At 67.9% G+C, this 22,089-nt stretch carries 22 protein-coding genes; 12 read left to right on the top strand and 10 right to left on the bottom strand.

Translation table 11 applies throughout. The annotated features are described in order from the left end of the window. Positions 1–48: 48 nt before the first annotated feature. Genes ACEN9N_RS14285 through ACEN9N_RS14265 form a run of 5 tightly spaced genes read left to right on the top strand, consistent with a single transcriptional unit; the run spans position 49 to position 4,883 of the window. The gene (locus ACEN9N_RS14285; protein ID WP_007830808.1) at positions 49–1,371 is read left to right on the top strand and encodes a homoserine dehydrogenase; all 1,323 of its coding nucleotides are present in this window, start codon (positions 49–51) and stop codon (positions 1,369–1,371) included. Continuing rightward, positions 1,368–2,783: a threonine synthase gene (gene thrC, locus ACEN9N_RS14280; protein WP_413315104.1), complete on the top strand. Its 1,416-nt coding sequence runs from the start codon at positions 1,368–1,370 to the stop codon at positions 2,781–2,783. The genes ACEN9N_RS14285 and thrC overlap by 4 nt, the downstream gene beginning before the upstream one ends. 18 nt (positions 2,784–2,801) lie before the next feature. Next, positions 2,802–3,347 carry a molybdopterin-guanine dinucleotide biosynthesis protein B gene (mobB, locus tag ACEN9N_RS14275; protein ID WP_495656341.1) on the top strand — a complete coding sequence of 182 codons (546 nt, stop codon included), beginning with the start codon at positions 2,802–2,804 and terminating at the stop codon, positions 3,345–3,347. Beyond that, the gene (locus tag ACEN9N_RS14270; protein ID WP_495656340.1) at positions 3,340–4,626 is read left to right on the top strand and encodes a molybdopterin molybdotransferase MoeA; all 1,287 of its coding nucleotides are present in this window, start codon (positions 3,340–3,342) and stop codon (positions 4,624–4,626) included. Before mobB ends, ACEN9N_RS14270 begins: the two co-directional genes overlap by 8 nt. 5 nt (positions 4,627–4,631) lie before the next feature. Beyond that, positions 4,632–4,883, top strand: a complete 252-nt coding sequence (locus ACEN9N_RS14265; RefSeq protein WP_495656339.1) for a MoaD/ThiS family protein — start codon at positions 4,632–4,634, stop codon at positions 4,881–4,883. Here the strand turns inward: ACEN9N_RS14265 and dapA are convergent. Next, positions 4,870–5,766, bottom strand: a complete 897-nt coding sequence (dapA, locus tag ACEN9N_RS14260) for a 4-hydroxy-tetrahydrodipicolinate synthase (RefSeq protein ID WP_495656338.1) — start codon at positions 5,764–5,766, stop codon at positions 4,870–4,872. The genes ACEN9N_RS14265 and dapA overlap by 14 nt on opposite strands. Before the next feature lie 255 nt (positions 5,767–6,021). Here dapA and ACEN9N_RS14255 point away from each other — a divergent pair, with 255 nt between their 5' ends. Further along, positions 6,022–6,498, top strand: a complete 477-nt coding sequence (locus ACEN9N_RS14255; RefSeq protein ID WP_413315099.1) for a molybdenum cofactor biosynthesis protein MoaE — start codon at positions 6,022–6,024, stop codon at positions 6,496–6,498. Between the two features lie 38 nt (positions 6,499–6,536). Here ACEN9N_RS14255 and ACEN9N_RS14250 read toward each other — a convergent pair whose 3' ends face one another. Next, a complete protein-coding gene (locus tag ACEN9N_RS14250) occupies positions 6,537–7,532 on the bottom strand; it encodes a Bug family tripartite tricarboxylate transporter substrate binding protein (protein WP_413315098.1) in 996 nt (331 codons plus the stop codon). Positions 7,533–7,672: 140 nt separating this feature from the next. Here ACEN9N_RS14250 and clpB point away from each other — a divergent pair, with 140 nt between their 5' ends. From clpB to ACEN9N_RS14225, 5 genes are all read left to right on the top strand, one after another. Beyond that, a complete protein-coding gene (clpB, locus tag ACEN9N_RS14245) occupies positions 7,673–10,294 on the top strand; it encodes an ATP-dependent chaperone ClpB (protein ID WP_413315097.1) in 2,622 nt (873 codons plus the stop codon). A 6-nt stretch (positions 10,295–10,300) separates the two neighbouring features. Continuing rightward, the gene (locus ACEN9N_RS14240; protein ID WP_495656337.1) at positions 10,301–10,633 is read left to right on the top strand and encodes a hypothetical protein; all 333 of its coding nucleotides are present in this window, start codon (positions 10,301–10,303) and stop codon (positions 10,631–10,633) included. Positions 10,634–10,742: 109 nt separating this feature from the next. Next, positions 10,743–11,927 carry an acetyl-CoA C-acyltransferase family protein gene (locus ACEN9N_RS14235; RefSeq protein ID WP_495656336.1) on the top strand — a complete coding sequence of 395 codons (1,185 nt, stop codon included), beginning with the start codon at positions 10,743–10,745 and terminating at the stop codon, positions 11,925–11,927. Positions 11,928–11,943: 16 nt separating this feature from the next. Further along, on the top strand, positions 11,944–12,351 hold the full coding sequence (gene arfB, locus ACEN9N_RS14230; RefSeq protein ID WP_007830835.1) for an alternative ribosome rescue aminoacyl-tRNA hydrolase ArfB: 408 nt from the start codon (positions 11,944–11,946) through the stop codon (positions 12,349–12,351). A gap of 96 nt (positions 12,352–12,447) precedes the next feature. Further along, entirely contained in the window at positions 12,448–13,029 is a 582-nt protein-coding gene (locus tag ACEN9N_RS14225; RefSeq protein ID WP_495656335.1) for a DUF3299 domain-containing protein, read from the top strand. 21 nt (positions 13,030–13,050) lie between these two features. On the opposite strand, the gene ACEN9N_RS14220 is transcribed toward ACEN9N_RS14225, so the two are convergent. The 4 genes from ACEN9N_RS14220 to ACEN9N_RS14205 all read right to left on the bottom strand — a co-directional run bounded on the left by ACEN9N_RS14220 (position 13,051) and on the right by ACEN9N_RS14205 (position 17,823). After that, positions 13,051–13,935 carry a LysR substrate-binding domain-containing protein gene (locus ACEN9N_RS14220; RefSeq protein ID WP_007830839.1) on the bottom strand — a complete coding sequence of 295 codons (885 nt, stop codon included), beginning with the start codon at positions 13,933–13,935 and terminating at the stop codon, positions 13,051–13,053. A gap of 13 nt (positions 13,936–13,948) precedes the next feature. Further along, positions 13,949–15,667: a SulP family inorganic anion transporter gene (locus ACEN9N_RS14215; protein WP_007830840.1), complete on the bottom strand. Its 1,719-nt coding sequence runs from the start codon at positions 15,665–15,667 to the stop codon at positions 13,949–13,951. Between the two features lie 164 nt (positions 15,668–15,831). Beyond that, a complete protein-coding gene (locus ACEN9N_RS14210; RefSeq protein WP_495656334.1) occupies positions 15,832–16,275 on the bottom strand; it encodes a DUF2501 domain-containing protein in 444 nt (147 codons plus the stop codon). Positions 16,276–16,467: 192 nt separating this feature from the next. After that, positions 16,468–17,823 carry a M20/M25/M40 family metallo-hydrolase gene (locus tag ACEN9N_RS14205; protein ID WP_495656333.1) on the bottom strand — a complete coding sequence of 452 codons (1,356 nt, stop codon included), beginning with the start codon at positions 17,821–17,823 and terminating at the stop codon, positions 16,468–16,470. Positions 17,824–17,955: 132 nt separating this feature from the next. Here ACEN9N_RS14205 and ACEN9N_RS14200 point away from each other — a divergent pair, with 132 nt between their 5' ends. After that, the gene (locus ACEN9N_RS14200) at positions 17,956–18,843 is read left to right on the top strand and encodes a LysR substrate-binding domain-containing protein (RefSeq protein WP_007830845.1); all 888 of its coding nucleotides are present in this window, start codon (positions 17,956–17,958) and stop codon (positions 18,841–18,843) included. Here ACEN9N_RS14200 and ACEN9N_RS14195 read toward each other — a convergent pair. The 4 genes from ACEN9N_RS14195 to ACEN9N_RS14180 all read right to left on the bottom strand — a co-directional run bounded on the left by ACEN9N_RS14195 (position 18,840) and on the right by ACEN9N_RS14180 (position 22,063). Continuing rightward, positions 18,840–20,048 carry a beta-ketoacyl-[acyl-carrier-protein] synthase family protein gene (locus ACEN9N_RS14195; protein WP_495656332.1) on the bottom strand — a complete coding sequence of 403 codons (1,209 nt, stop codon included), beginning with the start codon at positions 20,046–20,048 and terminating at the stop codon, positions 18,840–18,842. The genes ACEN9N_RS14200 and ACEN9N_RS14195 overlap by 4 nt on opposite strands. After that, the gene (locus ACEN9N_RS14190) at positions 20,045–20,287 is read right to left on the bottom strand and encodes an acyl carrier protein (protein WP_007830850.1); all 243 of its coding nucleotides are present in this window, start codon (positions 20,285–20,287) and stop codon (positions 20,045–20,047) included. Before ACEN9N_RS14190 ends, ACEN9N_RS14195 begins: the two co-directional genes overlap by 4 nt. Positions 20,288–20,383: 96 nt before the next feature. Then, complete coding sequence (locus ACEN9N_RS14185) at positions 20,384–21,118, bottom strand: phosphatase PAP2 family protein (RefSeq protein ID WP_413315090.1); 735 nt, start codon at positions 21,116–21,118, stop codon at positions 20,384–20,386. A gap of 63 nt (positions 21,119–21,181) precedes the next feature. After that, positions 21,182–22,063 (bottom strand): AraC family transcriptional regulator, encoded by an 882-nt coding sequence (locus ACEN9N_RS14180; RefSeq protein ID WP_413315089.1) that lies wholly within the window; start codon positions 22,061–22,063, stop codon positions 21,182–21,184. Positions 22,064–22,089: the final 26 nt, after the last annotated feature.

The following is a 22,089-nucleotide window of genomic DNA, read 5'->3' as shown; positions in this document are numbered from 1 at the left end:
CATCACTGCTGCCGCCACCCCATCGAAACCATGAACGCGACTCTCCCAATGAAACCCATCCAAGTAGGCCTGCTCGGCGCAGGCACGGTCGGCAGCGGCACCTTCAAGGTGCTCCAGCGCAACCAGGAAGAGATCAAGCGCCGCGCTGGCCGCGGCATCGAGATCACCATGGTGGCCGACCTCGACACTGCCCGCGCCCGCGAAGTGGCCGGCGAAAGCGTCAAGGTGGTCAGCGATGCGCGCGAAGTCATCGCCAACCCCGACATCGACATCGTCATCGAGCTGATCGGCGGCTACGGCATCGCCAAGCAGCTGGTGCTCGAGGCCATTGCGGCCGGCAAGCACGTGGTCACGGCCAACAAGGCATTGCTCGCCGTGCACGGCACCGAGATCTTCGCGGCCGCGCACGCCAAGGGCGTGATGGTGGCCTTCGAGGCGGCGGTGGCCGGCGGCATCCCGATCATCAAGGCGCTGCGTGAAGGCCTCACGGCCAACAGCATCCAGTGGCTGGCCGGCATCATCAACGGAACCACCAACTTCATCCTGTCCGAGATGCGCGACAAGGGCCTGGACTTCGCGACCGTGCTGAAGGAAGCGCAACGCCTGGGCTACGCCGAAGCCGACCCGACCTTCGACATCGAGGGCGTCGACGCCGGCCACAAGGTCACGCTGATGAGTGCCATCGCCTTCGGCATTCCGGTGCAGTTCGACAAGGCCCACATCGAGGGCATCACCAAGCTCGCTGCGCAGGACATCAGGTACGCCGAGCAGTTGGGCTATCGCATCAAGCTGCTGGGCGTGACCAAGCGCACTGCCAAGGGCATCGAACTGCGCGTGCACCCCTCGCTGGTGCCCTCGAAGCGCCTGCTGGCCAACGTCGAAGGTGCGATGAACGCGGTGGTGGTGCACGGCGACGCCGTGGGCACCACGCTCTACTACGGCAAAGGCGCAGGCAGCGAGCCGACCGCCAGCGCCGTGATCGCCGACCTCGTCGACATCACCCGCCTGCACACCGCTGACGCCGCGCACCGCGTGCCGCACCTGGCCTTCCATCCCGACGCGATGAGCGACCTGAAGGTGCTGCCGATGTCGGAAGTCGTCACCAGCTACTACCTGCGCCTGCGCGTGGCCGACCAGGCCGGCGTGCTAGCCAAGGTCACGGGCCTGCTGGCCACCGCCGGTATCAGCATCGATGCCGTGCTGCAGCGCGAAGCCGACGAGGTGGGCGGCGAAGGTTCCACGCAGACCGACCTGATCATCCTCACGCACGACGCGCGCGAAGGCACCGTCAACGACGTGATGGCCGAGCTGCAGGCGCTGCCCACCGTGCTCGAACCCATCGTGCGCATCCGCAAGGAAGAGTTGAAGTGAACTACCTGAGCACCCGCGGCCATCCGGACCGCAAGCGCTTCTGCGAAATTCTCCTCGAAGGCCTTGCGCCCGATGGCGGCCTCTATCTGCCCGAGGCGTATCCGCAGGTCGACACTGCCACGCTCGCCAAATGGCGCGCGCTGCCGTACGCCGAACTGGCGTTCGAGATCCTCTCGCTCTACATCGACGACATTCCGGCCGCCGACCTGAAAGCGATCTGCGCGAAGACCTACACCGCCGAAGTGTTTGGCACCGACGAGATCGTGCCGCTGCGCGAGCTCGAGGACGGCGTGTACCTCGAAGCCTTGTCCAACGGCCCCACGCTGGCCTTCAAGGACATGGCGATGCAACTGCTCGGCAACCTGTTCGAGTACGAACTGGCCCGCCGCGGCGCGGAGCTCAACATCCTGGGCGCGACCAGCGGCGACACCGGCAGCGCGGCCGAATACGCCATGCGCGGCAAGAAGGGCGTGCGTGTCTTCATGACCTCGCCCGACGGCCGCATGAGCCCGTTCCAGCAGGCGCAGATGTTCAGCCTGCAGGACGAGAACATCCACAACATCGCCATCACCGGCGTGTTCGACGATTGCCAGGACATCGTCAAGGCGGTGTCGAACGACCTGGGCTTCAAGCGCAAGTACCGCATCGGCACGGTCAACTCGATCAACTGGGCGCGGCTGCTGGCGCAGGTCGTCTACTACTTCGCGGGCTATTTCCAGGCCACCGCGAGCAACGACAAGCCGGTGAGCTTCACCGTGCCCTCGGGCAACTTCGGCAACGTCTGCGCGGGCCACGTGGCCCGCATGATGGGCCTGCCGATCCAGACCCTGGTGGTCGCCACCAACGAGAACGACGTGCTCGACGAGTTCTTCCGCACCGGCGTCTACCGCGTGCGCGCGGCCGTCGACACGCACGAAACCTCCAGCCCGTCGATGGACATCAGCAAGGCCAGCAACTTCGAGCGCTTCGTGTTCGACCTTGTCGGGCGCGATGCGGCCAAGCTGCGCAAGCTGTTCGTGGACGACCTGGGCCTGCAGGGCAGCTTCGACCTCAGTGCCGATCCGGCGTTCAAGCAGGCCGCCGAACGCTTCGGCTTCAAGAGCGGCCGCAGCACGCACGCCGACCGCCTGGCCACCATTCGCGACACCGACAAGCGCTTTGCCACGCTGGTCGACCCGCACACGGCAGATGGCCTGAAGGCTGCGCGCGAACAGCTCGTGCCCGGCGTGCCGATGGTGGTGCTCGAAACGGCGCTGCCGATCAAGTTTGCGGCCACGCTGGTCGAGGCGCTCGGGGCGGAGCCCGCGCGGCCGAAGAAGTTCGAAGGCATCGAGGCGCTGCCCAAGCGCGTCGTCAAGTTGCCTGCGGATGCCGAGGCCGTCAAGGCCTACATCGCCGAAAACTGTGACTGACTGCGGTCGCGCCGGGACATGAAAGTCGTCGGTTTCGCCGGCTATTCGGGCGCGGGCAAGACCACGCTGCTTGAGCGCCTGATACCGGCGCTCAAGCGGCTCGGCCAGCGCGTGTCGGTCGTCAAGCACGCGCACCACAAGTTCGACATCGACCATCCCGGCAAGGACACCTACCGCCACCGCGAGGCGGGTGCCTTCGAGGTGGTGGTCGCCTCCGACAAGCGGCTGGCTGTGATGCGCGAGTTCGAGGCTCCCGTCGAACTCAGCGTGCACCAATTGCTGGCCGAGGTGCACCCGGCTGCCGACTGGGTGCTGGTCGAGGGGTTCCGGCACAGTGACGTGCTCAAGATCGAGGTCTGGCGGCTGCCGGAAGCGGGCGAGCCGTCGCGGCCTGTGCTGTACACCGACGATCCTTTCGTCATCGCCGTGGCCACCGATGCGCCAGCCAGCCTGCCATTGCCCACCGAGCGGCCGTTGTTCGACCTCAACGACGCCGAGGCCATTGCGAGGTGGTTGATCGACAGCGGCGATCGCTTCGAATACAACCCCGATCACCATGGCTGACTCACCCATTCCTTTCGCCGCTTCATCCTCGCGCCCGCCGCTGATGCCGCTCGACGAGGCGATTGCGGTGCTGCTCGCGAAGGCATTGCCGAAGCTGCCCGCCGAGAGCGTCGGTACCTTTGACGCCGACGGCCGTGTGCTGGCGCAGGACCTCGTCTCCGGCCTCACCGTGCCGCCGCGCGATAACAGTGCGATGGACGGCTATGCCGTGCGCGCGGCCGACTGTGCCGCACCGGGCGCCGAACTGAAGGTGACGCAGCGCATCCCCGCAGGCACCGTCGGCACGCCACTCGCGGCCGGCAGCGCCGCGCGCATCTTCACGGGTGCGCAGATCCCCGAAGGCGCCGACACCGTCGTGATGCAGGAAGACACCACGGCAATGCCGCAGGAAGGCAGCCTGGGCTCGGTGCGTATCGCCGTCGTTCCCGCTGCCGGCCAATGGATCCGTCGCGCGGGCGAAGACGTGGCCTCGGGCGATGTCGTGCTGAGGAAGGGCGAGCGCCTCACCCCCGCCGCGCTCGGCCTTGCGGCCAGCGTGGGCTTCGACCGCCTGCAGGTGGCCCGCAAGCCGCGTGTGGCCATGCTCTCCACTGGCGACGAACTGGTGATGCCCGGCGAGGTCGCACCCGACGCGATGAAGCCTGGCGCCATCTACAACTCCAACCGCTTCTTCATGCGGGCCCTCCTGCGCCGCCTGGGCTGCGAAGTGAACGACCTGGGCATCGTGCCCGACGACCGCGAAGCCACCATCGCCGCACTGCGCGATGCGGCGGAGACGAGCGACCTGATCATCACCACCGGCGGCGTCTCCGTCGGCGAGGAAGACCACATCCGCGCGGCGCTGCAATCGCTGGGCGAGCTGCAGCTCTGGTCGCTGTCGATGAAGCCCGGCAAGCCTTTCGCCTACGGCTCGATCGCGCGCAGCAACGGGCAGGGCGCCTGCCATGTGACGGGGTTGCCCGGCAATCCGGTGTCGAGCTTCCTGACCTTCCTGATGCTCGTGCGGCCCTTCCTGCTGGCGCTGCAGGGCGCCGCGCGCGTCGCGCCGGAAGCGGTGAAGATGCGCGCCGATTTCGACTGGTTGCGCGCCGACAAGCGCCGGGAGTTCCTGCGCACGCGGCGCAACGCGGACGGTGGCCTCGACCTGTTCGGCAACCAGAGCTCGGGTGTGCTGACCTCGATGGTCTGGGGTGACGGCTTGGTCGACAACCCTGCCGGCCAGACGATCAAGGCAGGCGACACCGTCGACTTCATTCCCTTCGCATCGCTGCTCGCCTGAATCGTATGAAGATCCAGATCCGTTACTTCGCCTCGGTGCGCGAAGCCCTTTCCAGCAGCGGCGAAACCGTCGACACGAAGGCCGGGACGCTTTCGGCCCTGCGCGACGAGCTCATCGCCCGCGGTGGCGCCTACGCCACCGCGCTTGCACGCGGCAAGGCGGTGCGCATGGCGCTCGACCAGATGATGAGCGACGAAGCCGCCACCCTGAGCGAAGGCTGCGAAGTCGCATTCTTTCCACCCGTCACGGGCGGTTGAGGCGCCCGTCCAGGGCCGCGAGGCGCTCGCGCAGGCCGTCGGACGCACGGGTCATCGGCGAGCGCAATTCGTCCTGCATTTCGCCCGCGTGCGCCAGCAGCGCCTTCAGCGGGCCGGGATTCGGTTCGGCAAAAAGCATCTCCACCAGCGGCTGCAGCGCCTGCCATTCGGCGCGCGCCTCGGCCAACCGGTTGTCCGCCAGCAGGCGCACCAGCCGCACGAAGCGGCGCGTCTGCACATTGCCGCTGGCCGCGATGGCGCCCGCGCCGCCTTCGGCCATGGTGCCGAAGATCTGGTGATCCTCGCCCGACAGCACCTGCAGCCGACCGTCGGCGATCACGGCGCGCGTCTTGGCCATGTCGCCGCCGCAGTCCTTGATGCCGCGGATACGCGGATGTTCGGCCAGCGCCAGCAGCGTGTCGCGGGCGATGGTGACGCCGGTGCGATAGGGAATGTCGTAGACCAGCACCGGCACCGTGCTGGCATCGGCGATGGTGCGGAACCATTCGAGCAGGCCGGCCTGCGACGGCCGTACGTAGTGCGGCGCAGCCACCAGCAGGCCCGCCAGCGGGCGTTCGGAGAGCTTGTGCGCCCAGGCCGTGGCCTTGCCCAGGTGATAGCCGGAAATGCCCATGACCACCGGCAGTCCGCCGGCCGCGGCCAGCACGGTATCGAGCACGGCCAGTTGCTCGGCTTCATCGAGCGCGGCGGCCTCGCCGGTCGAGCCGCAGGGCACGAAGCCGGTCACGCCATCGCCGGCGAGCCGCCGCGTCAGCGCGGCGAGGGCGGCATGGTCCACCGCGCCGTCGCGGAACGGGGTAACGAGGGCCACCCAGAGGCCGGAGAAATCAGGGGTGGTGGAGCTTGGTTGTTGTTGAGGCACGCGGGCTTCCTTTCAGGAATCGACCGATGGAACGAACCATCGTCCGATGCGCGCACAACCCGAAAGGGGCCAAAGCCTTTTGCAGGTTCCGTCGCTCATCCGACGACGGAACCTCGGCTCCGGTCAGACGAGCTTTGGTTTTTTGGCTTTATTGCTGCCCTGGCACGCGCGACGGCTCTCGGCGTGCGAAAGCACTGTGAAAAGCGTGGCGAGGCAAGGCATTGCCGCAGTCTATCGCGATGCCACAATCCGGACATGAGCGTTGCGCGTGTTTCGATCCAGACAGCCGATTTCGACCTGGGCCAGGAGGTCGCCGCGTTGCGTGCCGGCGACAAGCGCGTGGGCGCCGTCTGCAGTTTCGTGGGGACCGTGCGCGACCGCAACGACGGCAGCACGGTCGCCTCTATGGAGCTGGAGCACTACCCCGGCATGACCGAGAAGGCCATCGAAGCCATGATCGACGAGGCGCACAAGCGCTTCGACATCCTGGGCGCGCGCGTGATCCACCGTGTGGGCCTGCTGCAGCCGCTGGACCAGATCATGATGGTGGCGGTGGTGTCGGCGCACCGCGGCCAGAGCTTCGAGGCTTGCGAATTCCTGATGGACTACCTCAAGACCCAGGCGCCTTTCTGGAAGAAAGAGCAGACGCCCGAAGGCGCCCGCTGGGTGGATGCGCGCGTGGCCGACGACGCGGCGCTGGCGCGCTGGGGAATCAGCGCCCCGAACGCCTGACTTGTTGCCTCTCCCCGAGGGGGAGAGGGAGCAAGAGGTCAGAGGGGTTTGAAGCCGCTCGCTTGAATGATCCGCTCCCACGTCTGCGTATACGTGCGCACGCGGCCCGCGAACTGGCCCTGCGGCTCGTAGCCGACCGTCAGCCCCATTGTCGTCAGCTTCTGCTTCACGTCGGGCATCGCCAGCACCTTCTGCAGCGCGTCGCCGTACTTGTCGATGATCGGCTGCGGCGTGCCGACCGGCGCGAAGATGCCGTAGTAGGGCAGGTCTTCCAGGTTCGAGAAGCCCAGCTCGGTGAAGGTCGGCACGTTCGGGATCACCGCCTGGCGCTTGGCGCCGATGGAGGCCACGATGCGCAGCTTGCCCGCCTTGTGGTTCTCGATGAAGTCCGGCACCGAGGCGATGCCCGCGGTGATCTGGTTGCCCAGCATGTCGGCTGTCATCGGCGCGCTGCCGCGGTAAGGCGCGGGCTGCACGTCGATCTTGTACTTCTCCGAAATCATCTTTACCAGGAACTCGGGGATCGAGGCCGGGGCCGGGATGCCGATGGTTTCCTTGCCGCCCTTTTGCGTGCGGACCCACTTCACGTACTCGTCGATGCTCCTGGCAGGCGTGCCGCCAGACACCGCCAACACGTTGGCGAAGGTGGCGAAGCCGGCCACGGGCACGAAGTCGGTGGCGGGGTTGAAGCCCGGGTTCTTCACCACCTGCGGCAGGATCGATATCGTGTGGTCATGCGACAGGAACAGCGTGTGGCCGTCGGCCGGGGAGGACTTCAGCACCGTCGCCGCGATCTGCCCGCCCGCGCCGGCGCGGTTCTCGACCACCACTGGCACGCCCAGCACGTCCTTGAGTTTTTCGCCCAGCGTGCGTGCAATGGCGTCGGTTCCGGCGCCGGCGGGGAAGCCCACGAGCAGGCGGATGGGGGTGCCGCTTTGCGCTTGCGCAAGGCCGGACAGGCCCATCGCGGCTAGAAAGAGGCCCACGCTGATCGCCCGGCGCACCGGTTGAACGCGCTGCATTGAAAAAACCATGATCGACTCCATTCGAGAGAGAGAAATGCCTACGGGCAGGGGAAACGGATCTTGTGCAATAGCCGTGCCCACGGCACCGGCGTAGCCGGCAGCCTTGAATCGTGCCCGAACAGCCCTATTTTGGATGCAGGAATACCACCATGCGACAAGACAAACTCACCACCAAATTTCAGGAAGCGCTGGGCGACGCACAGTCGCTCGCGCTGGGCAACGACAACGCCTACATCGAACCGGCCCACCTGCTGCTGGCGATGCTGCGCCAGGACGACGGCCCACGCGCCCTGCTGGAGCGTGCCGGCGTCAACGTACCGGGCCTGACGCAGGCGGCCGAGGCCGCCATCAAGAAGCTGCCGCAGGTGCAGGGCCACGACATCGTGCAGGTCGGCCCCGAGCTCGGCAAGCTGCTGCAGGCCACCGAGAAGGAAGCCATCAAGCGCAATGACCAGTTCATCGCGGGCGAACTCTTTCTGCTCGCCGTGGCCGACAGCAAGGCCGACATCGGCAAGATCGCCAAGGAGAACGGCCTGAGCCGCAAGTCGCTCGAATCGGCCATCGACGCCGTGCGCGGCGGGCAGGGCGTGAACAGCGCCGATGCCGAAGGCCAGCGCGAAGCCCTCAAGAAATACTGCCTCGACCTCACCGAGCGCGCCCGCCTGGGCAAGCTCGATCCGGTCATCGGCCGCGACGAGGAAATCCGCCGCGCCATCCAGGTGCTGCAGCGCCGCACCAAGAACAACCCCGTGCTCATCGGCGAACCCGGCGTGGGCAAGACCGCCATCGTCGAAGGCCTCGCGCAGCGCATCGTCGCGGGCGAAGTGCCCGAGTCGCTCAAGGGCAAGCGCGTGCTGTCGCTCGACATGGCCGCGCTGCTGGCCGGTGCCAAGTTCCGCGGCGAGTTCGAGGAACGCCTGAAGACCGTGCTCAACGAGCTCGCGAAGGACGAAGGCCAGACCATCGTCTTCATCGACGAGCTGCACACCATGGTCGGCGCCGGCAAGGCCGAAGGTGCCATGGACGCTGGCAACATGCTCAAGCCGGCGCTCGCGCGCGGCGAGCTGCACTGCGTGGGTGCCACCACGCTCGACGAATACCGCAAGTACATCGAGAAGGACGCCGCGCTGGAGCGCCGCTTCCAGAAGATCATCGTGGGCGAGCCCAGCGTGGAGGCCACCATCGCCATCCTGCGCGGCCTGCAGGAGAAGTACGAAGTGCACCACGGCGTTCAGATCACCGACCCGGCCATCGTGGCCGCGGCCGAGCTGTCCGACCGCTACATCACCGACCGCTTCCTGCCCGACAAGGCCATCGACCTGATCGACGAGGCTGCGGCCAAGATCAAGATCGAGATGGACTCCAAGCCCGAGGTCATGGACCGCCTCGACCGCCGGCTGATCCAGCTGCAGATCGAGCGCGAAGCCGTGCGTCGCGAGAAGGACGAGGCCTCGCAGAAGCGCCTCGGCCTGATCGAGGGCGAGATCGAGAAGCTGCAGAAGGAAATCGCCGACTACGACGAGATCTGGCAGGCCGAGAAGGCCCAGGCCCAAGGCAGCGCGCAGGTGCGCGAGGACGTGGACAAGATCAAGTTCCAGATCGAGGAATGGAAGCGCAAGGGCGACTTCAACAAGGTCGCCGAGTTGCAATACGGCCAGCTGCCCGCGCTCGAAAAGCGCCTGAAGGAAGCCGAAGCCAATGAGGCCACCAAAGGCAAGTCGAGCGCGCCCACGCTGCTGCGCACCCAGGTCGGCTCCGAAGAAATCGCCGAGGTCGTGGCACGCGCCACCGGCATTCCGGTCGCCAAGCTGATGCAGGGCGAGCGCGACAAGCTGCTCGTGATGGAAGACAAGCTGCACGAGCGCGTGGTCGGCCAGGACGAAGCCATCGGCGCGGTCGCCAACGCGATCCGCCGCTCGCGCTCGGGCCTGTCGGACCCGAACCGTCCCACGGGTTCGTTCCTGTTCCTCGGCCCCACGGGCGTGGGCAAGACCGAGCTGTGCAAGGCGCTGGCGGGCTTCCTGTTCGACAGCGAGGACCACCTGATCCGCATCGACATGAGCGAGTTCATGGAGAAGCACTCGGTCGCCCGCCTGATCGGCGCGCCGCCGGGCTACGTGGGCTACGAGGAGGGCGGCTACCTCACGGAAGCCGTGCGCCGCAAGCCCTACAGCGTGGTGCTGCTCGACGAAGTCGAGAAGGCCCACCCCGACGTGTTCAACGTGCTGCTGCAGGTGCTCGACGATGGGCGCCTGACCGACGGCCAGGGCCGTACCGTGGACTTCAAGAACACGGTGATCGTGATGACGAGCAACATCGGCTCGCCCATCATCCAGGCCATGGTGGGCAAGCCCTCCGAAGAGATCAAGGAAGCGGTGTGGGACGAGCTGAAGAACTACTTCCGCCCCGAGTTCCTGAACCGCATCGACGAGACCGTGGTGTTCCATGCGCTCGACGCGAAGAACATCGAATCGATCGCAGCGATCCAGCTCAAGGTGTTGCAGGCGCGGCTCGCGAAGATGGACCTGGGGCTGGAAGTGTCGCCAGCGGCGCTGGCGGAGATCGCCAAGGTCGGCTTCGACCCGGTGTTCGGTGCGCGGCCCCTGAAGCGCGCGATCCAGCAGCGCATCGAGAACCCGCTGTCGAAGCTGCTGCTGGACGGCAGCTTCGGGCCGAAGGACACGATCGAGGTCACGACCGATCCGATCCGGTCGCCCGGACAGTTCTCCTTCGGCAAGGCGGGGGAACCAACGGCGGCCGCTTCGGCCTAAAGTCGGATGATGAATTTCATTTTTCGCGTCATTCTTCTGCTTCTGGGACTGGTCTTCGCGGCCAGCCTGGCCGTGGCGGTCATGCTGCTGGCGGCCGTGTGGGGTGTGCGCTACGCCTGGGGGCGTCTCACGGGCAAGCCCGTGACGCCCTGGGTCATGCGTTTCAACCCGCGCTCGGGCTTCGATAAATTTCGCCATGCGGCACCGCCGGCCGAGCCGACGGCCGCCGACGTGGCCAATGCGCGGGCGCGTGGCGAGTCGGTGGAACGCCCGGTGCGCATCCGCGGCAGCGTCGGCGATGTGACCGACGTGGCGCCGAAGCGGGTTTCGCGCGGCTGAGGCCCCGGTGTTCCCGGCGTGACCACCCGTCGCGCCGTTCGCCGTCAGAATCGTCCTCCTGCAGCCGCCGCTGAGCGCGGCTTTCGCTTTCATCCAGGAGAGACATTCCATGACCCAACGCGACATCTTCGTGGTCGGCACCGCCCGCACCGCCATCGGCACCTTCGGCGGCTCGTTGAAGGACGTGCCCAACACCCAGCTGGCCACCACCGCCGTCAAGGCCGCCATCGAGCGCAGCGGTGTCGCGGCTGACGCCATCGGCCACGTGGTCATGGGCAACGTGATTCCCACCGACGTGAAGGACGCGTACCTGAGCCGCGTGGCCGCCATCGACGCGGGCTGCCCCATCGAGACGCCGGCCTTCAACGTGAATCGCCTCTGCGGCTCGGGCCTGCAGGCCATCGTGTCGGCGGCCCAGGCCATCGCGCTGGGCGACTGCGACATCGCCATCGGCGGCGGCTCGGAGTCGATGAGTCGGGGGCCGTATTTCGACACCTCGGCCCGCTATGGCGCCCGCATGGGCGACGCGGTGCTGGTCGACTACATGCTGGGCATCCTGCACGACCCGTGGGAGAAGATCCACATGGGCATCACCGCCGAGAACGTGGCCGCGCGCTACGGCATCACGCGCGAGCAGATGGACGAACTGGCCGTGACCAGCCAGCAGCGTGCGGCAGCCGCCATCGCGGCGGGCCGCTTCAAGGAGCAGATCGTTCCGGTCGAGGTGAAGACGCGCAAGGGCGTCGTGCTGTTCGACACCGACGAGCACGTGCGCGCCGACACCACCGTCGAGGCGCTGTCGAAGATGAAGCCCGCGTTCAAGAAGGACGGCCTCGTGACCGCTGGCAATGCCTCGGGCATCAACGACGGCGCCGCTGCCGTGGTGCTGGCCGAAGGCGGTCGCGTGAAGGCGCTGGGCCTGAAGCCGCTGGCGCGGCTGGTGGGCTATGCGCATGCGGGCGTCGAGCCCGCGTACATGGGCATCGGCCCCGTGCCGGCCACGCGCAAGGTGCTGGAGCGCACGGGCCTGAAGGTGGGCGACTTCGACGTGATCGAGTCGAACGAAGCTTTTGCGGCGCAGGCCTGCGCCGTCATCAAGGAGCTGGGCTTCGACGCGGCCAAGGTGAACCCGAACGGCTCGGGCATTTCGCTGGGCCACCCGGTGGGCGCGACCGGCGCGATCATCACGACGAAGGCGATTGCCGAGCTGCACCGCACCGGCGGCCGCTATGCACTGGTCACGATGTGCATCGGCGGCGGCCAGGGCATCGCGGCCGTCTTCGAACGCGTTTGAAGGCACACTCGCGCGCATGTTCCACCCACCCCTCCTGATCGACCCCGACGAAGTCGAGATCAGCGCCATCCGGGCGCAGGGCGCGGGCGGGCAGAACGTCAACAAGGTGTCGAGCGCGGTGCACCTGCGCTACGACATCCATGCGAGCTCGCTGCCGGCCGACGTGAAGGAGCGTCTGCTCGCGCTGCGCGACAGCCGCATCACGCAGGAAGGCGTGTTCGTGCTCAAGGCGCAGCAGCACCGCACGCGGGAGATGAACCGCGCCGATGCGCTCACGCGCCTGCAGGCGGTGGTCGACAGCGTGGCCATGCCGCCGCGCGTGCGGCGCGCCACCAAGCCGACCTATGGTTCGAAGCAGCGCCGCCTCGAGGGCAAGAGCCAGCGTTCGCAGATCAAGAGCCTGCGCGGGCCGGTACGCGACTGAGCGCGCATTCGGCCGAATTCGTCTGATCTGAGGCGAATTGAGCGCAAAAGGCCCCGCTTTACGGGGCTGAAACATCTCCCAAGCAGAATCGCGGTCATGAGAAGGTTCTTTTCGCGCGCCGTGTTGGCTGTGCTCCTGCTGACGCCGGCCGCGGCACTCCTGACCGGCTGCGGTCCGGGGACAGCGGCGATGCAGGGCACGAGCACGGCCGCGGCCCCTGAACTCAAGTGGGAAGAGTTGATTCCCAAGAGCTGGGACCCGACCAGGCGCTACCGCAACATCAGCCTCGAAGCGCTGCGCGACAACGATCCGCGCGCGATCCAGATGCTCGACGAGATGCGTGCAGTCTGGGACAACGCCCCGGTCAACGTGGCGCTCGACGGCAAGGCGGCCAAGCTCGCGGGCTTCGTCGTGCCGCTCGACGCCGCGCAGGACGGCATTCGCGAATTCCTGCTGGTGCCGTATTTCGGCGCCTGCATCCACACGCCGCCGCCGCCCGCCAACCAGATCGTGCACGTGATCGCGCCTGCCGCCGTGAAGGGCCTGCATGCGATGGACACGGTGTACGTCAGCGGCACGCTGAAGGCGGCGCGCTATGCGTCGGCGGACATGGGCGTGAGCGGCTACGAGATCAAGTCGGCGTCCGTGGAGCGCTTCGTCGCGAAGCAGGCGCAGTAAGCAGCGCCGCGGCCCGCGCACTCAGGCCATGCGCTGCGACAGGAAATCCAGGAACGACGTGATGCGTGCCGACAGCTGCGTGTTGCGGTAGTACACCGCGTTGACCGGCTGGCGCACGTCCGCCGTGTCCTTTGCCAGCACCTGCACCAGCGCGCCGCTTGTGCGGTCGGCACCGGTCATGAAGTCCGACAGGCAGACGACGCCCACGCCGGCCAGCGCCAGCTGGCGCAGCGTTTCGCCGCTCGATGCCATCAGCGTCGGCGCGATGTTCCATTCGTCGCCATGCACGCCGCGCAGGGGCCAGCGGTTCAGCGACTCGGGTTGGGTGAAGCCCAGCAGCACGTGTTCGGCGAGGTCGCTTACCTTGCGCGGCTTGCCGTGTGCCTCGAGGTACGCAGGGCTCGCGAGCACGCGCAGGCGGTGCGTGCCGAGCGGGCGCGCATGCAGCGTGGAGTCGCGCAGCGGGCCGATCCGGATCGCGATGTCGGTGCGGCGCTCCAGCAGGTCGATGGGCAGGTCGTCTGTGTCGAGCTCGAGGCTGATCTGCGGGTAGAGCTTTCGAAACTCCGGCACCAGCGGCACGATGGCGTGCAGCATGAAGGGCGAGGCCGCGTTCACGCGCAGGCGCCCGGCCGGCTGCTGGCGGCGCGCGGCCATCTGCTCTTCGGCGTCGTCGATCGCGTCGAGGATGGCGCGCGTGCGCTGCAGGAAGGCCGCGCCTTCCTCCGTGAGTTCGAGCCGCCGCGTCGTGCGGCGCAGCAGCGTGGTGTCGAGCTTCTGTTCGAGCCGGCTCAAGGCGCGGCTGATGCCCGAGACCGTTTGCGCCAACTGTTCGGACGCGGCCGTGATCGAGCCCGTGTCCACCACCGTGCGGAACGCGACCAGTTCTTCGATGGTGGACTTCATGGGCGCTGGCGGGTCAGGCGGCGGCTTCCTGTTCCTCGGACTCGTCGATGCGCGGCATCAGCGCCGCGAGCGCCTCGCCGTCGGTGCGGTAGCTGAACAGCATAGGCCCCGGCGCCAGCAGGCCGGCGCGCTCCAGCACCTGCATCGCGGGCAGCTTGAGGCCGCTCAGGTGCAGGCGGATGCCCTTGGCTTCCATCATCCGGCGGATCGAGCCGAACACTTCGGCGCCGGTGATGTCGATGCGATTGATGGGCTGCGCGAACAGGCACACGTCGGTCAGATCGGGCCGCTCGGCCAGCGCCACCGTGAGCGCGCGTTCGAGCGTGGAGGCCGAGGCGAAGTCGAGTTCGGCGTCCATGCGCAGTGCATAGAGCTGCGGCGCCAGCGGCGGCAGCTTCCAGAGGTTGCGGTCGCGCAGGCTGCCGTCGGGGTGCAGGCCCACCTCGATGATGCGCGGATGCAGGTGGCGGTACATGTAGTGCGCCATGCTCGCGAGCAGGCCACCGAGCACGCCCCAGTAGATGCTCGGTGCGGTCGCGATGGTCAGCACGAAAGTGCCGAAGGCAATGCCGGCCTCGATGCGCGAGATGCGCCACAGCGCCGTGAAACTCGCGGGCTTCACCAGCCCCAGGATGGCCGTGACCACCACCGCCGCCAGCACTGCCTGCGGCACGTGGTACAGCAGCGGCATCAGCCACAGCAGCGCACCGGCTACCACTGCCACGCTGAACAGCGTGGCCCAGCCGGTCTGCGCGCCCGCATAGAGCGTGATGGCCGAGCGCGAGAACGACGAACTGGTGGGAAACCCGCCCGTGAAGCCCGAGGCCAGCTTGGCGAGGCCCTGGCCGATCAGATCCTGGTTTTCGTTCCACAGCGTGCCGGCGCGCGCGTTGTCGACCTTGGCGCTCGACGCGGTTTCGAGGAAGCTCACGAGCGTGATCATCAACGCCGGCAGCACCAGCGCGCTGAAGGTACTCATGGGTAGCAGGCCGGGCCAGTAAAGCGAGGGCAGGCCCGAAGGCAGGCTGCCCACCACCGCACCGCCGCGCAGCGCGTAGTCGACGAGCCAGCTGATGGCGGCCGCGCCGGCCACCAGCGCCATGGTGGTCGGAAAGCGCGGCAGCAGGCGCTTGCCCAGCCACAGCACCGCGATGCTGCCGAGCCCGAAGGCAATGGCCACGAGGTCGGGCAGCGGGCCGCCGCGCAGCACCTGCGCAATGGTCCGCCCCGTGAAGCCCAGCAGCGCCGGCAGCTGCGAGATGGCGATCAGCACCGCCGCGCCTTGCGTGAAGCCGATGAGCACCGGCGAATTGACCAGCCGCAGCAGCCAGCCGAAGCGCCCCGCGCCCAGCACGATCTGGATGGCGCCCGACATCAGCGTGAGCCACACCGCCATCGCCACCCATTCGGCGCTGCCTGCCACCGCCAGCGGCGCGAGCGAGGCGCCGACCAGCAGGCTGGTGAGCGCCGTGGGCCCGACCGACAGCCGCTGCGACGAACTGAACATCACCGCGATCAGCGCGGGGAACAGGGCCGCGTACACCCCCGTCACCAGCGGCATGCCCGCCAGCGCCGCATACGCCACGCCTTGCGGGATCACCATCAGCGCCACAGTGATGCCGGCCATCGCCTCGTTGCGCAGCAGCGCGGCGGAAGGGCGCGGCCAGGCGAAGCAGGGAACCCAGCGAGAGAGGCGCTGGCGCAGGGAAGGAGAGGTTGTAGCCGGATTCATGAATGACTGATGGCACGCGCAACGGCGCTGGAATGCTGCGCTGGCACAGGGAGCTTATGCGGCCAGTCGGGGAATGCCGCGGAACCGGCTTTGCCGGGCCGCTGGCATTGTCCCCGGGGAGGGGGGGTGCGAAGCGACACGCAGTGCGCGAAGCATGGGGGTGTCTAGATGAGCGAGGTCGCGTTCTTGAGCACGTAGTCGCAGGCCTTGGTCTTGACCTTTGACGACAGGAGCTTGAAGTTCAGCGACTTGCCGTCGCCACCTTTCAGCAGGCCCTTGGCGCCGCTCGCGAAGCCGGTCTCCTGCTGCTTCTGACCGGTGATCTTGGCGAGCAGCTTGTCTTTCACCGAGGCCGCGTCGCCGCCCAGGTAGTTGTTCTTGACGCAGTACTGCAGCACGCCGGCCGCGTTGCCGACGGTGCTGGAGCCGATGGCGGGCATCTTGAAGCCGAGGTTGCCGAGCGAGGAAGCGCCGCTGCTACCGTCTTGTGGATTGGCACTGACGGCCTCGCCGGCTTTTTCCTTCAACTGGTCGAGCAGGTCGTTGGCCTGGGCCGAGGCGCCTGCGGCAAGCAGGGCCAGCGCGATGAGGGTGAAGCGGGCGTGCATGAGGTCCTCCTGTCGGTAAGCATGATGGAAAGCGGCCACCAGCATACCGGAGAGTCCCGGGGGGGCGAGGCCCTCGAGGTTCGTGCATCCTTTCGTGAAGCACCGCGGAACCGGCTTCGCCGGGCCGCAGGTGTTGCCCCCGGTAGGGGGTGGTGAAGCGACACGAAGTGCGCGCGAAGCCTGGGAGCGAGCCTAGTTCTTTCGCGGCGGGCGCTTTTCGAGCAAGGGAGCGCTCGTGCCCTGCACGCCGACAAGGCCCAGCACGGTCACCAGCGAGTTCTGTGCACCCTTCCAGCCATCGGTCACGTCGATCCACTCGGACAGCGCGTGGAAGCCGCCGGTCTTGCCGCCGCCGCCGATGATGATGGCGGGGATGCCCAGCGACATAGGCACGTTCGCGTCGGTGCTCGCGCCGCTCAGCAGCGTCTTGTGGCCGAAGGCGCTGTTCGCGCGCGTGGCGGCCTCGACGATCACGGTGTCCGACTGCGTGCGGCCGCCCGGACGGTCGCCGATGAGCTTGGCGCTCACGCTCAGCGTGTTGACGTTCCAGCGCTTGTTTTCCTCGACCACGGCTTCGTCGATGGCCGCGAGGATCTTCTTTTCGGTCTCCAGCAGCGGTGCCATTTCGTCGGAGCGGATGTCCACCGCCATGCGTGCATCCGGCGCGATGGTGTTGACCGAGGTCCCGCCGCCCACGGTGCCGACGGTGAAGGTCGTCTTCGGGAAGCTCGGCGTGCGGATCTCGGCGATCTTCGCGATGGCGCGGCCCATGCCGTGGATGGCGCTGGGCACCTGGCCGAAGGCGCCGTAGCTGTGGCCGCCCGGGCCCTTGAAGCTCACTTCGTAGCGGTGGCTGCCGGTGCCCAGCATCAGCACCGTGCCGTCGGGCGCGGGCTCGAGGCCGACCATACCGTCGATGTCGAGGTTGTCCCGGAAGACGGCCTTGATGCCGCGCAGGTTGCCGAGCTCTTCCTCGCCGACGTTGCCGACGAACAGCAGGTCGCCCACGGTCTGGACCTTGTTGTCGTTGAGCACCTTGAGCCATGACAGCAGCACGGCGAGCCCGCGCGTGTCGTCGGAGATACCGGGCGCGTAGAGCTTGCCGTCGCGCTCCTTCACCTTCACGTCGGTGCCGGCGGGGAACACCGTGTCGAGGTGCGCGGAGATCAGCAGCTTCGGCCCGTTGCCCGTACCCTTGCGCAGGCCGACCACGTTGCCTTCGGCGTCGATCTTCGCGTCCGCCAGGCCGAGGGCCTTCATGCGCGCGAGGAATGCTTCGGCGCGCTTCTGTTCCTTGAACGGCGGCGCCTCGATCTCGGTGAGCATCTTCAGGTCTTCGACCGAGCGCTCGTGGTCGGCCCTGACCGCGTCGAGCAGCTTCTGGATGGCGGGCGATGCCATCAACTGCGTGTAGGCCTTGTCGACTTCGGGGCGCACCTGCGTCGGCGTGGCCGCGACGGCGCCGGTCTGGGCATGCGCGAGGCCTGCGGCCGTGGAGGCCAGGGCGAGGACGAGCGGGGCGAGGCGAAGTGACATGGGGCGGGGCATGGTCGGGATGTCCTTGGGAGTGAAGCCGGGTTGGCGACGCCGGCGCGGCGTCGCCGACGATTCTTATGGCTGTGTTAGCCACGCGCTCTGGTTTAATCTTTGGCGTTGTCAGTTTTTCTAACGAGGCTCGCCATGCGCCGCCACATCCCCAGCACCCGCGCGCTGCTGATCTTCGACGCGGTGGCGCGCCACCATGGCGTGGGCAAGGCTGCGGAGGAGCTGTGTCTCACGCACAGCGCGGTGAGCCAGCAGCTGCGCCTGCTGGAGTCGCAGATCGGTGTGCGGCTGGTGCAGCGCACGGCGCGCGGCACCGAGCTGACCGAGGCCGGGCGGCGCTATCACGGCCAGGTTTCGGGCGACCTGCTGCGGCTGCAGAACCACACGCTCGAAGCCATGGCGCAGCGTGCCGACGGCCTGCGCCTGCTGGTGGGCGCGGTGCCGGTGCTGGCCGAGGGCTGGCTGACGCCGCGGCTGCCGGAGTTCATCGCCCGGCACCCGGGCTGCAGCCTGCACCTGCAGGTGTTCCCGACGCATCTCTACATGGAGGACATGCCCTTCGACGTGGGCGTGCAGTACGACGATGCGGTCTGGCCCGGCGCGAATGCGCTGCCGTTGATGGGCGAGTCCTGCGTTGCGGTGTGCTCGCCGAAAGCGAAGGGGCGCCCGGCGATGGCGCGCGGTGACTTCCGCTCGGTGCCGTTGCTGCAGCTGCGCACGCGCATGGGCGCGTGGGAGGAATGGTTCGGGCAGACGGCGCATGCGCGGCCGCCTGAGAACCTCGTGGCGGGGCATCGCTTCGATCTGTTCTCTTCGCTCGTTGCCGCAGTGCGTGCCGACCTGGGCGTGGGGCTGGTGCCCGAGTACTTCGTCGAGCGTGAACTGCGCTCTGGCGAACTGCTGCTGGCCTGCCCGCACAGGGCGCCGTCGAGCCGGGGCTACAGCGTGTTCGTGGCACCGAGCCGCACGGACGATCCGCTGGTCGGCGCTTTCGTGGAATGGCTCTGCGCGGCGGCTGCCTAGGCGCGGCGAAAGAGCAGCACGGAGTTCGTGCCGCCGAAGGCGAACGAATTGCTGATGGCGGCCTCGAGCAAGGGCGCCGCTGATTCGTTCGGCGTCACGAGGTTCAGGCTGCAGTCCGGATCGATCTCGCGGCAGTTTGCATTGGGCGGCAGCTGCCGCTGGTGCAGCGCCAGCACGGTGACGAGCGCTTCGATCGCGCCCGCCGCGCCGAGCATGTGGCCGTGCAGCGCCTTGGTCGAGCTCACGCGCAGCGCGTCGAGATGGTCGCCCCACACATCGGCCAGCGCATTGCGCTCGACCACGTCGCCGATGCGCGTGGCCGTGCCGTGTGCATTGCAGTAGCCCACGTCGCGCGGCTGCAGGCCGGCCTGGCGCAGTGCGGCGCGCAGTGCGCGGGCCTGTCCCGGGGCGTCGGGCTTGGTGAGATGGGTGGCGTCGCTGCTCAGGCCCCAGCCGGCCAGCGTGGCGTAGCGGCGGGCACCGCGGGCGCGTGCGCGCTCGGCGGATTCGAGAATCAGGAAGGCCGCGCCCTCGCCGAGCGCGAAGCCGCTGCGGTCGGTGGCGAAGGGCCTCACCGCGCTGGCCGCTTCGCCGGGCTGGAAGGTGGCCAGCGTCTGCATGGCCTGCCAGGCCACGACCACGCCCGGCACGATCAGCGCTTCGCTGCCGCCGGCAATGGCGACGTCGACTTCGCCACGCTGCACGGCCTTGGCCGCTTCGGCGATCGCAGCCGAAGAAGAGGCACAGGCGACGGAGTAGGTGAGCACCGGTCCCTGCACGCCTTGGCGCATCGCCACATGGGCGGCCGGCGCATTGGGCATGAAGGCGGGAATCGTGAGAGGCGACACGCGGCCGTTGCCGCGGTAGGCCGCTTCGAGCGCCGCGGCGCCGCCCATGCCGCAGCCGGCAAAGACGCCCACGCGCTCGGGATCGGTGTCGGCGATGCCGAGACCCGCGTCGCGCATCGCCATGTCGGCGGCGGCCACGGCCAGCTGGCTCACGCGGTCGACACCTGCGAGCTGCAGCTTGGTGAACCAGCGGGTTTCATCGAAGGCCGCGGTGGCCGCGGCGGCCGCCTTGGGCAGATCCGGAAAGACCGGCTGGATGGCCGAGCGGCCTTGCAGCAGGGCCTGGAATAACGTGTCGGGCTCGCCGCCATGCGGCGCCATGACGCCCAGCCCGGTGACGGCGACCTCGTGGTTCACGCGGTTTTGGCGGCCCGGACCTTGTCGACCAGCAGCGCGAGTTCGGCCAGGGTGTCGATGCTCGCGTCCTCGTCGGGCATGGTGATGCCGAAGTGGTCTTCGATGGCGAACAGAAATTCCGCGAGGGCGAGTGAATCGAGCCCGCCGGTTTCCCGCATCGAAGCGTGTGGGTCGAGCTTCGACGGTTCGATGCCGTACTTCTCGTGGATCAGGTCCTGCAATTCCTTCAGCGAACTCATCGTGCAATGCCTGTCGTCATGTGCCGCTGATCGATTGCCACCCTGTGCGGGTGCCATTGAATCGATCCCTTCCTCGTCGGCCAGTGGTGAGTGTGGTCAGTGAGCGTCGATGATATCCGCTCCCACGCGAGGGACATCCCCTCGCAAACGCGGTTTCGGCCGCCAGCGCAGAGAGGGCAGTGCGAAGGCCATGCCCAGCAGCGCGCCGGCCGCCACGTCAAGCGCCACGTGCTGCTTGACCGCCAGCGTCGAGTAGGCAATGGCGGCGAACCAGGTCCAGTTCAGCACGCGCCACAGGGCCGGCGTGCGCGCTTCGCGCAACACATGCTCGATGCGGATGGCGGTGAAGATGGCCACGGCCACATGCATCGAGGGGCAGGCGTTGCCCGCCGCGTCCACGCCCTGCAGCATCGCGAAGCCAGGGTAGCTTGCGGCGTCGATGGCCATGGGGGGGATCTGGGTCGGCCAGAAGTAGAAGAGGCCCAGGCCCGTGATGCAGAGTGCGCCGATCCACAGTCCGTAGACCACCAGTTCCCGGAACGTGAGCTGCAGGCCCGGCGCGACGCCCACATATACCCAGAGCGAAAGGTATGCGCCCAGCGTGTAGGGCTGGAACGGGACCAGGTGGTCCAGCGGCGTCAGCGGCATCACCGCGATCGGAAAGGCCGGGTTGCGCAGCAGGTGGAAATAGCCGATGAAGAACAGCCACGTGAAAACCGTGGTGCCGACCGCCTTCAGCAGGAAATGGCGGCGGATGCGCAGCCAGATCTCGGCGGTCCAGGTGGGTGGCCCGGCGTCGGGCGCCATGTGCAGAGGGATCGGTGAGTGCATGGTGTTGTCGGCCGCCGATCTTGCCAGAGCGCCATGACGATCCCCCGCAATGCCCCCGCCGTGTCAGGTGGGGGCAGGGCGCTTGCGGTGCTGGAACGAAGTCGGGGAGCGGCCCGTGGCCGCCTTGAACATCGCGCAGAAGGCACTGTCGGTGGCATAGCCGCTGGCGGCAGCCACCTGGCTCACGGCCATGCCGCGTGCCAGCAGCGGCAGCGCATGCGCCATCACGGCCTGCTGGCGCCATTGCTGCCAGCTCATGCCGAGCTGGTCGCGAAACAGGCGCGCCACCGTGCGCTCGCTGGCGCCGATGGTGGCGGCGCGTTCGGCCAGCGTGGCACGGTCGGCCGGGTTGCGCAGCAGCGCCTCGCAAAGCTGGCGCAGGCGCTTGTCGGTGGGCAGCGGCACGTCGATGCGGATCTGCGTGGCGCGCTCCACTTCGTCGATCAGCAGCGGCGCGATCATGCGTTCGCGCTGCGGTGCATGCGGGTCGGACGGCGGCAGGCCGTCGGGCGTGGTGTCGAGCGCGAGCATCAGCGCGCGCAGCAGCGGGCTGATTTCGAGCACCTCGCATTTTTCCCAGGCGGGGGCGATCCAGGCGTGCAGGTAGACGGTGCGCAGCTCGGCGTCCTCGATCAGCGTGATGCTGTGCGGCATGTTGGCCGGCACCCAGAGCGCGCGCGAGGGTGGCACGATGTAGCTGCCGTCCTGCGTGCTCAGGCGGATCACGCCGCGGGTGGAGAAAGTGAGCTGTGGCCACGGATGCTCGTGCAGCTCGACCAGCGTGTCCGCGCTCAGGAAGTGCTCCTTGGCGCGCAGCGGGCGCACCGCGTCCGGCGCGTAGAGGTGCGGCGTGAGAGAGGCGACGCTGGTGATCGGGGCAGGGGCTGCGCCGCGCGGCCTGGCGGGCGCGGTGCTCCTGGAGGTGGATGAGGCGGCGCTTGGCATGGTTTCGACAAATGTTGTCGCTGTAT

The organism is Variovorax sp. Varisp46, from assembly GCF_059491885.1.
The sequence above is the reverse complement of the archived record's forward strand: the minus strand, read 5'-3'. Positions and strand labels throughout refer to the sequence as shown.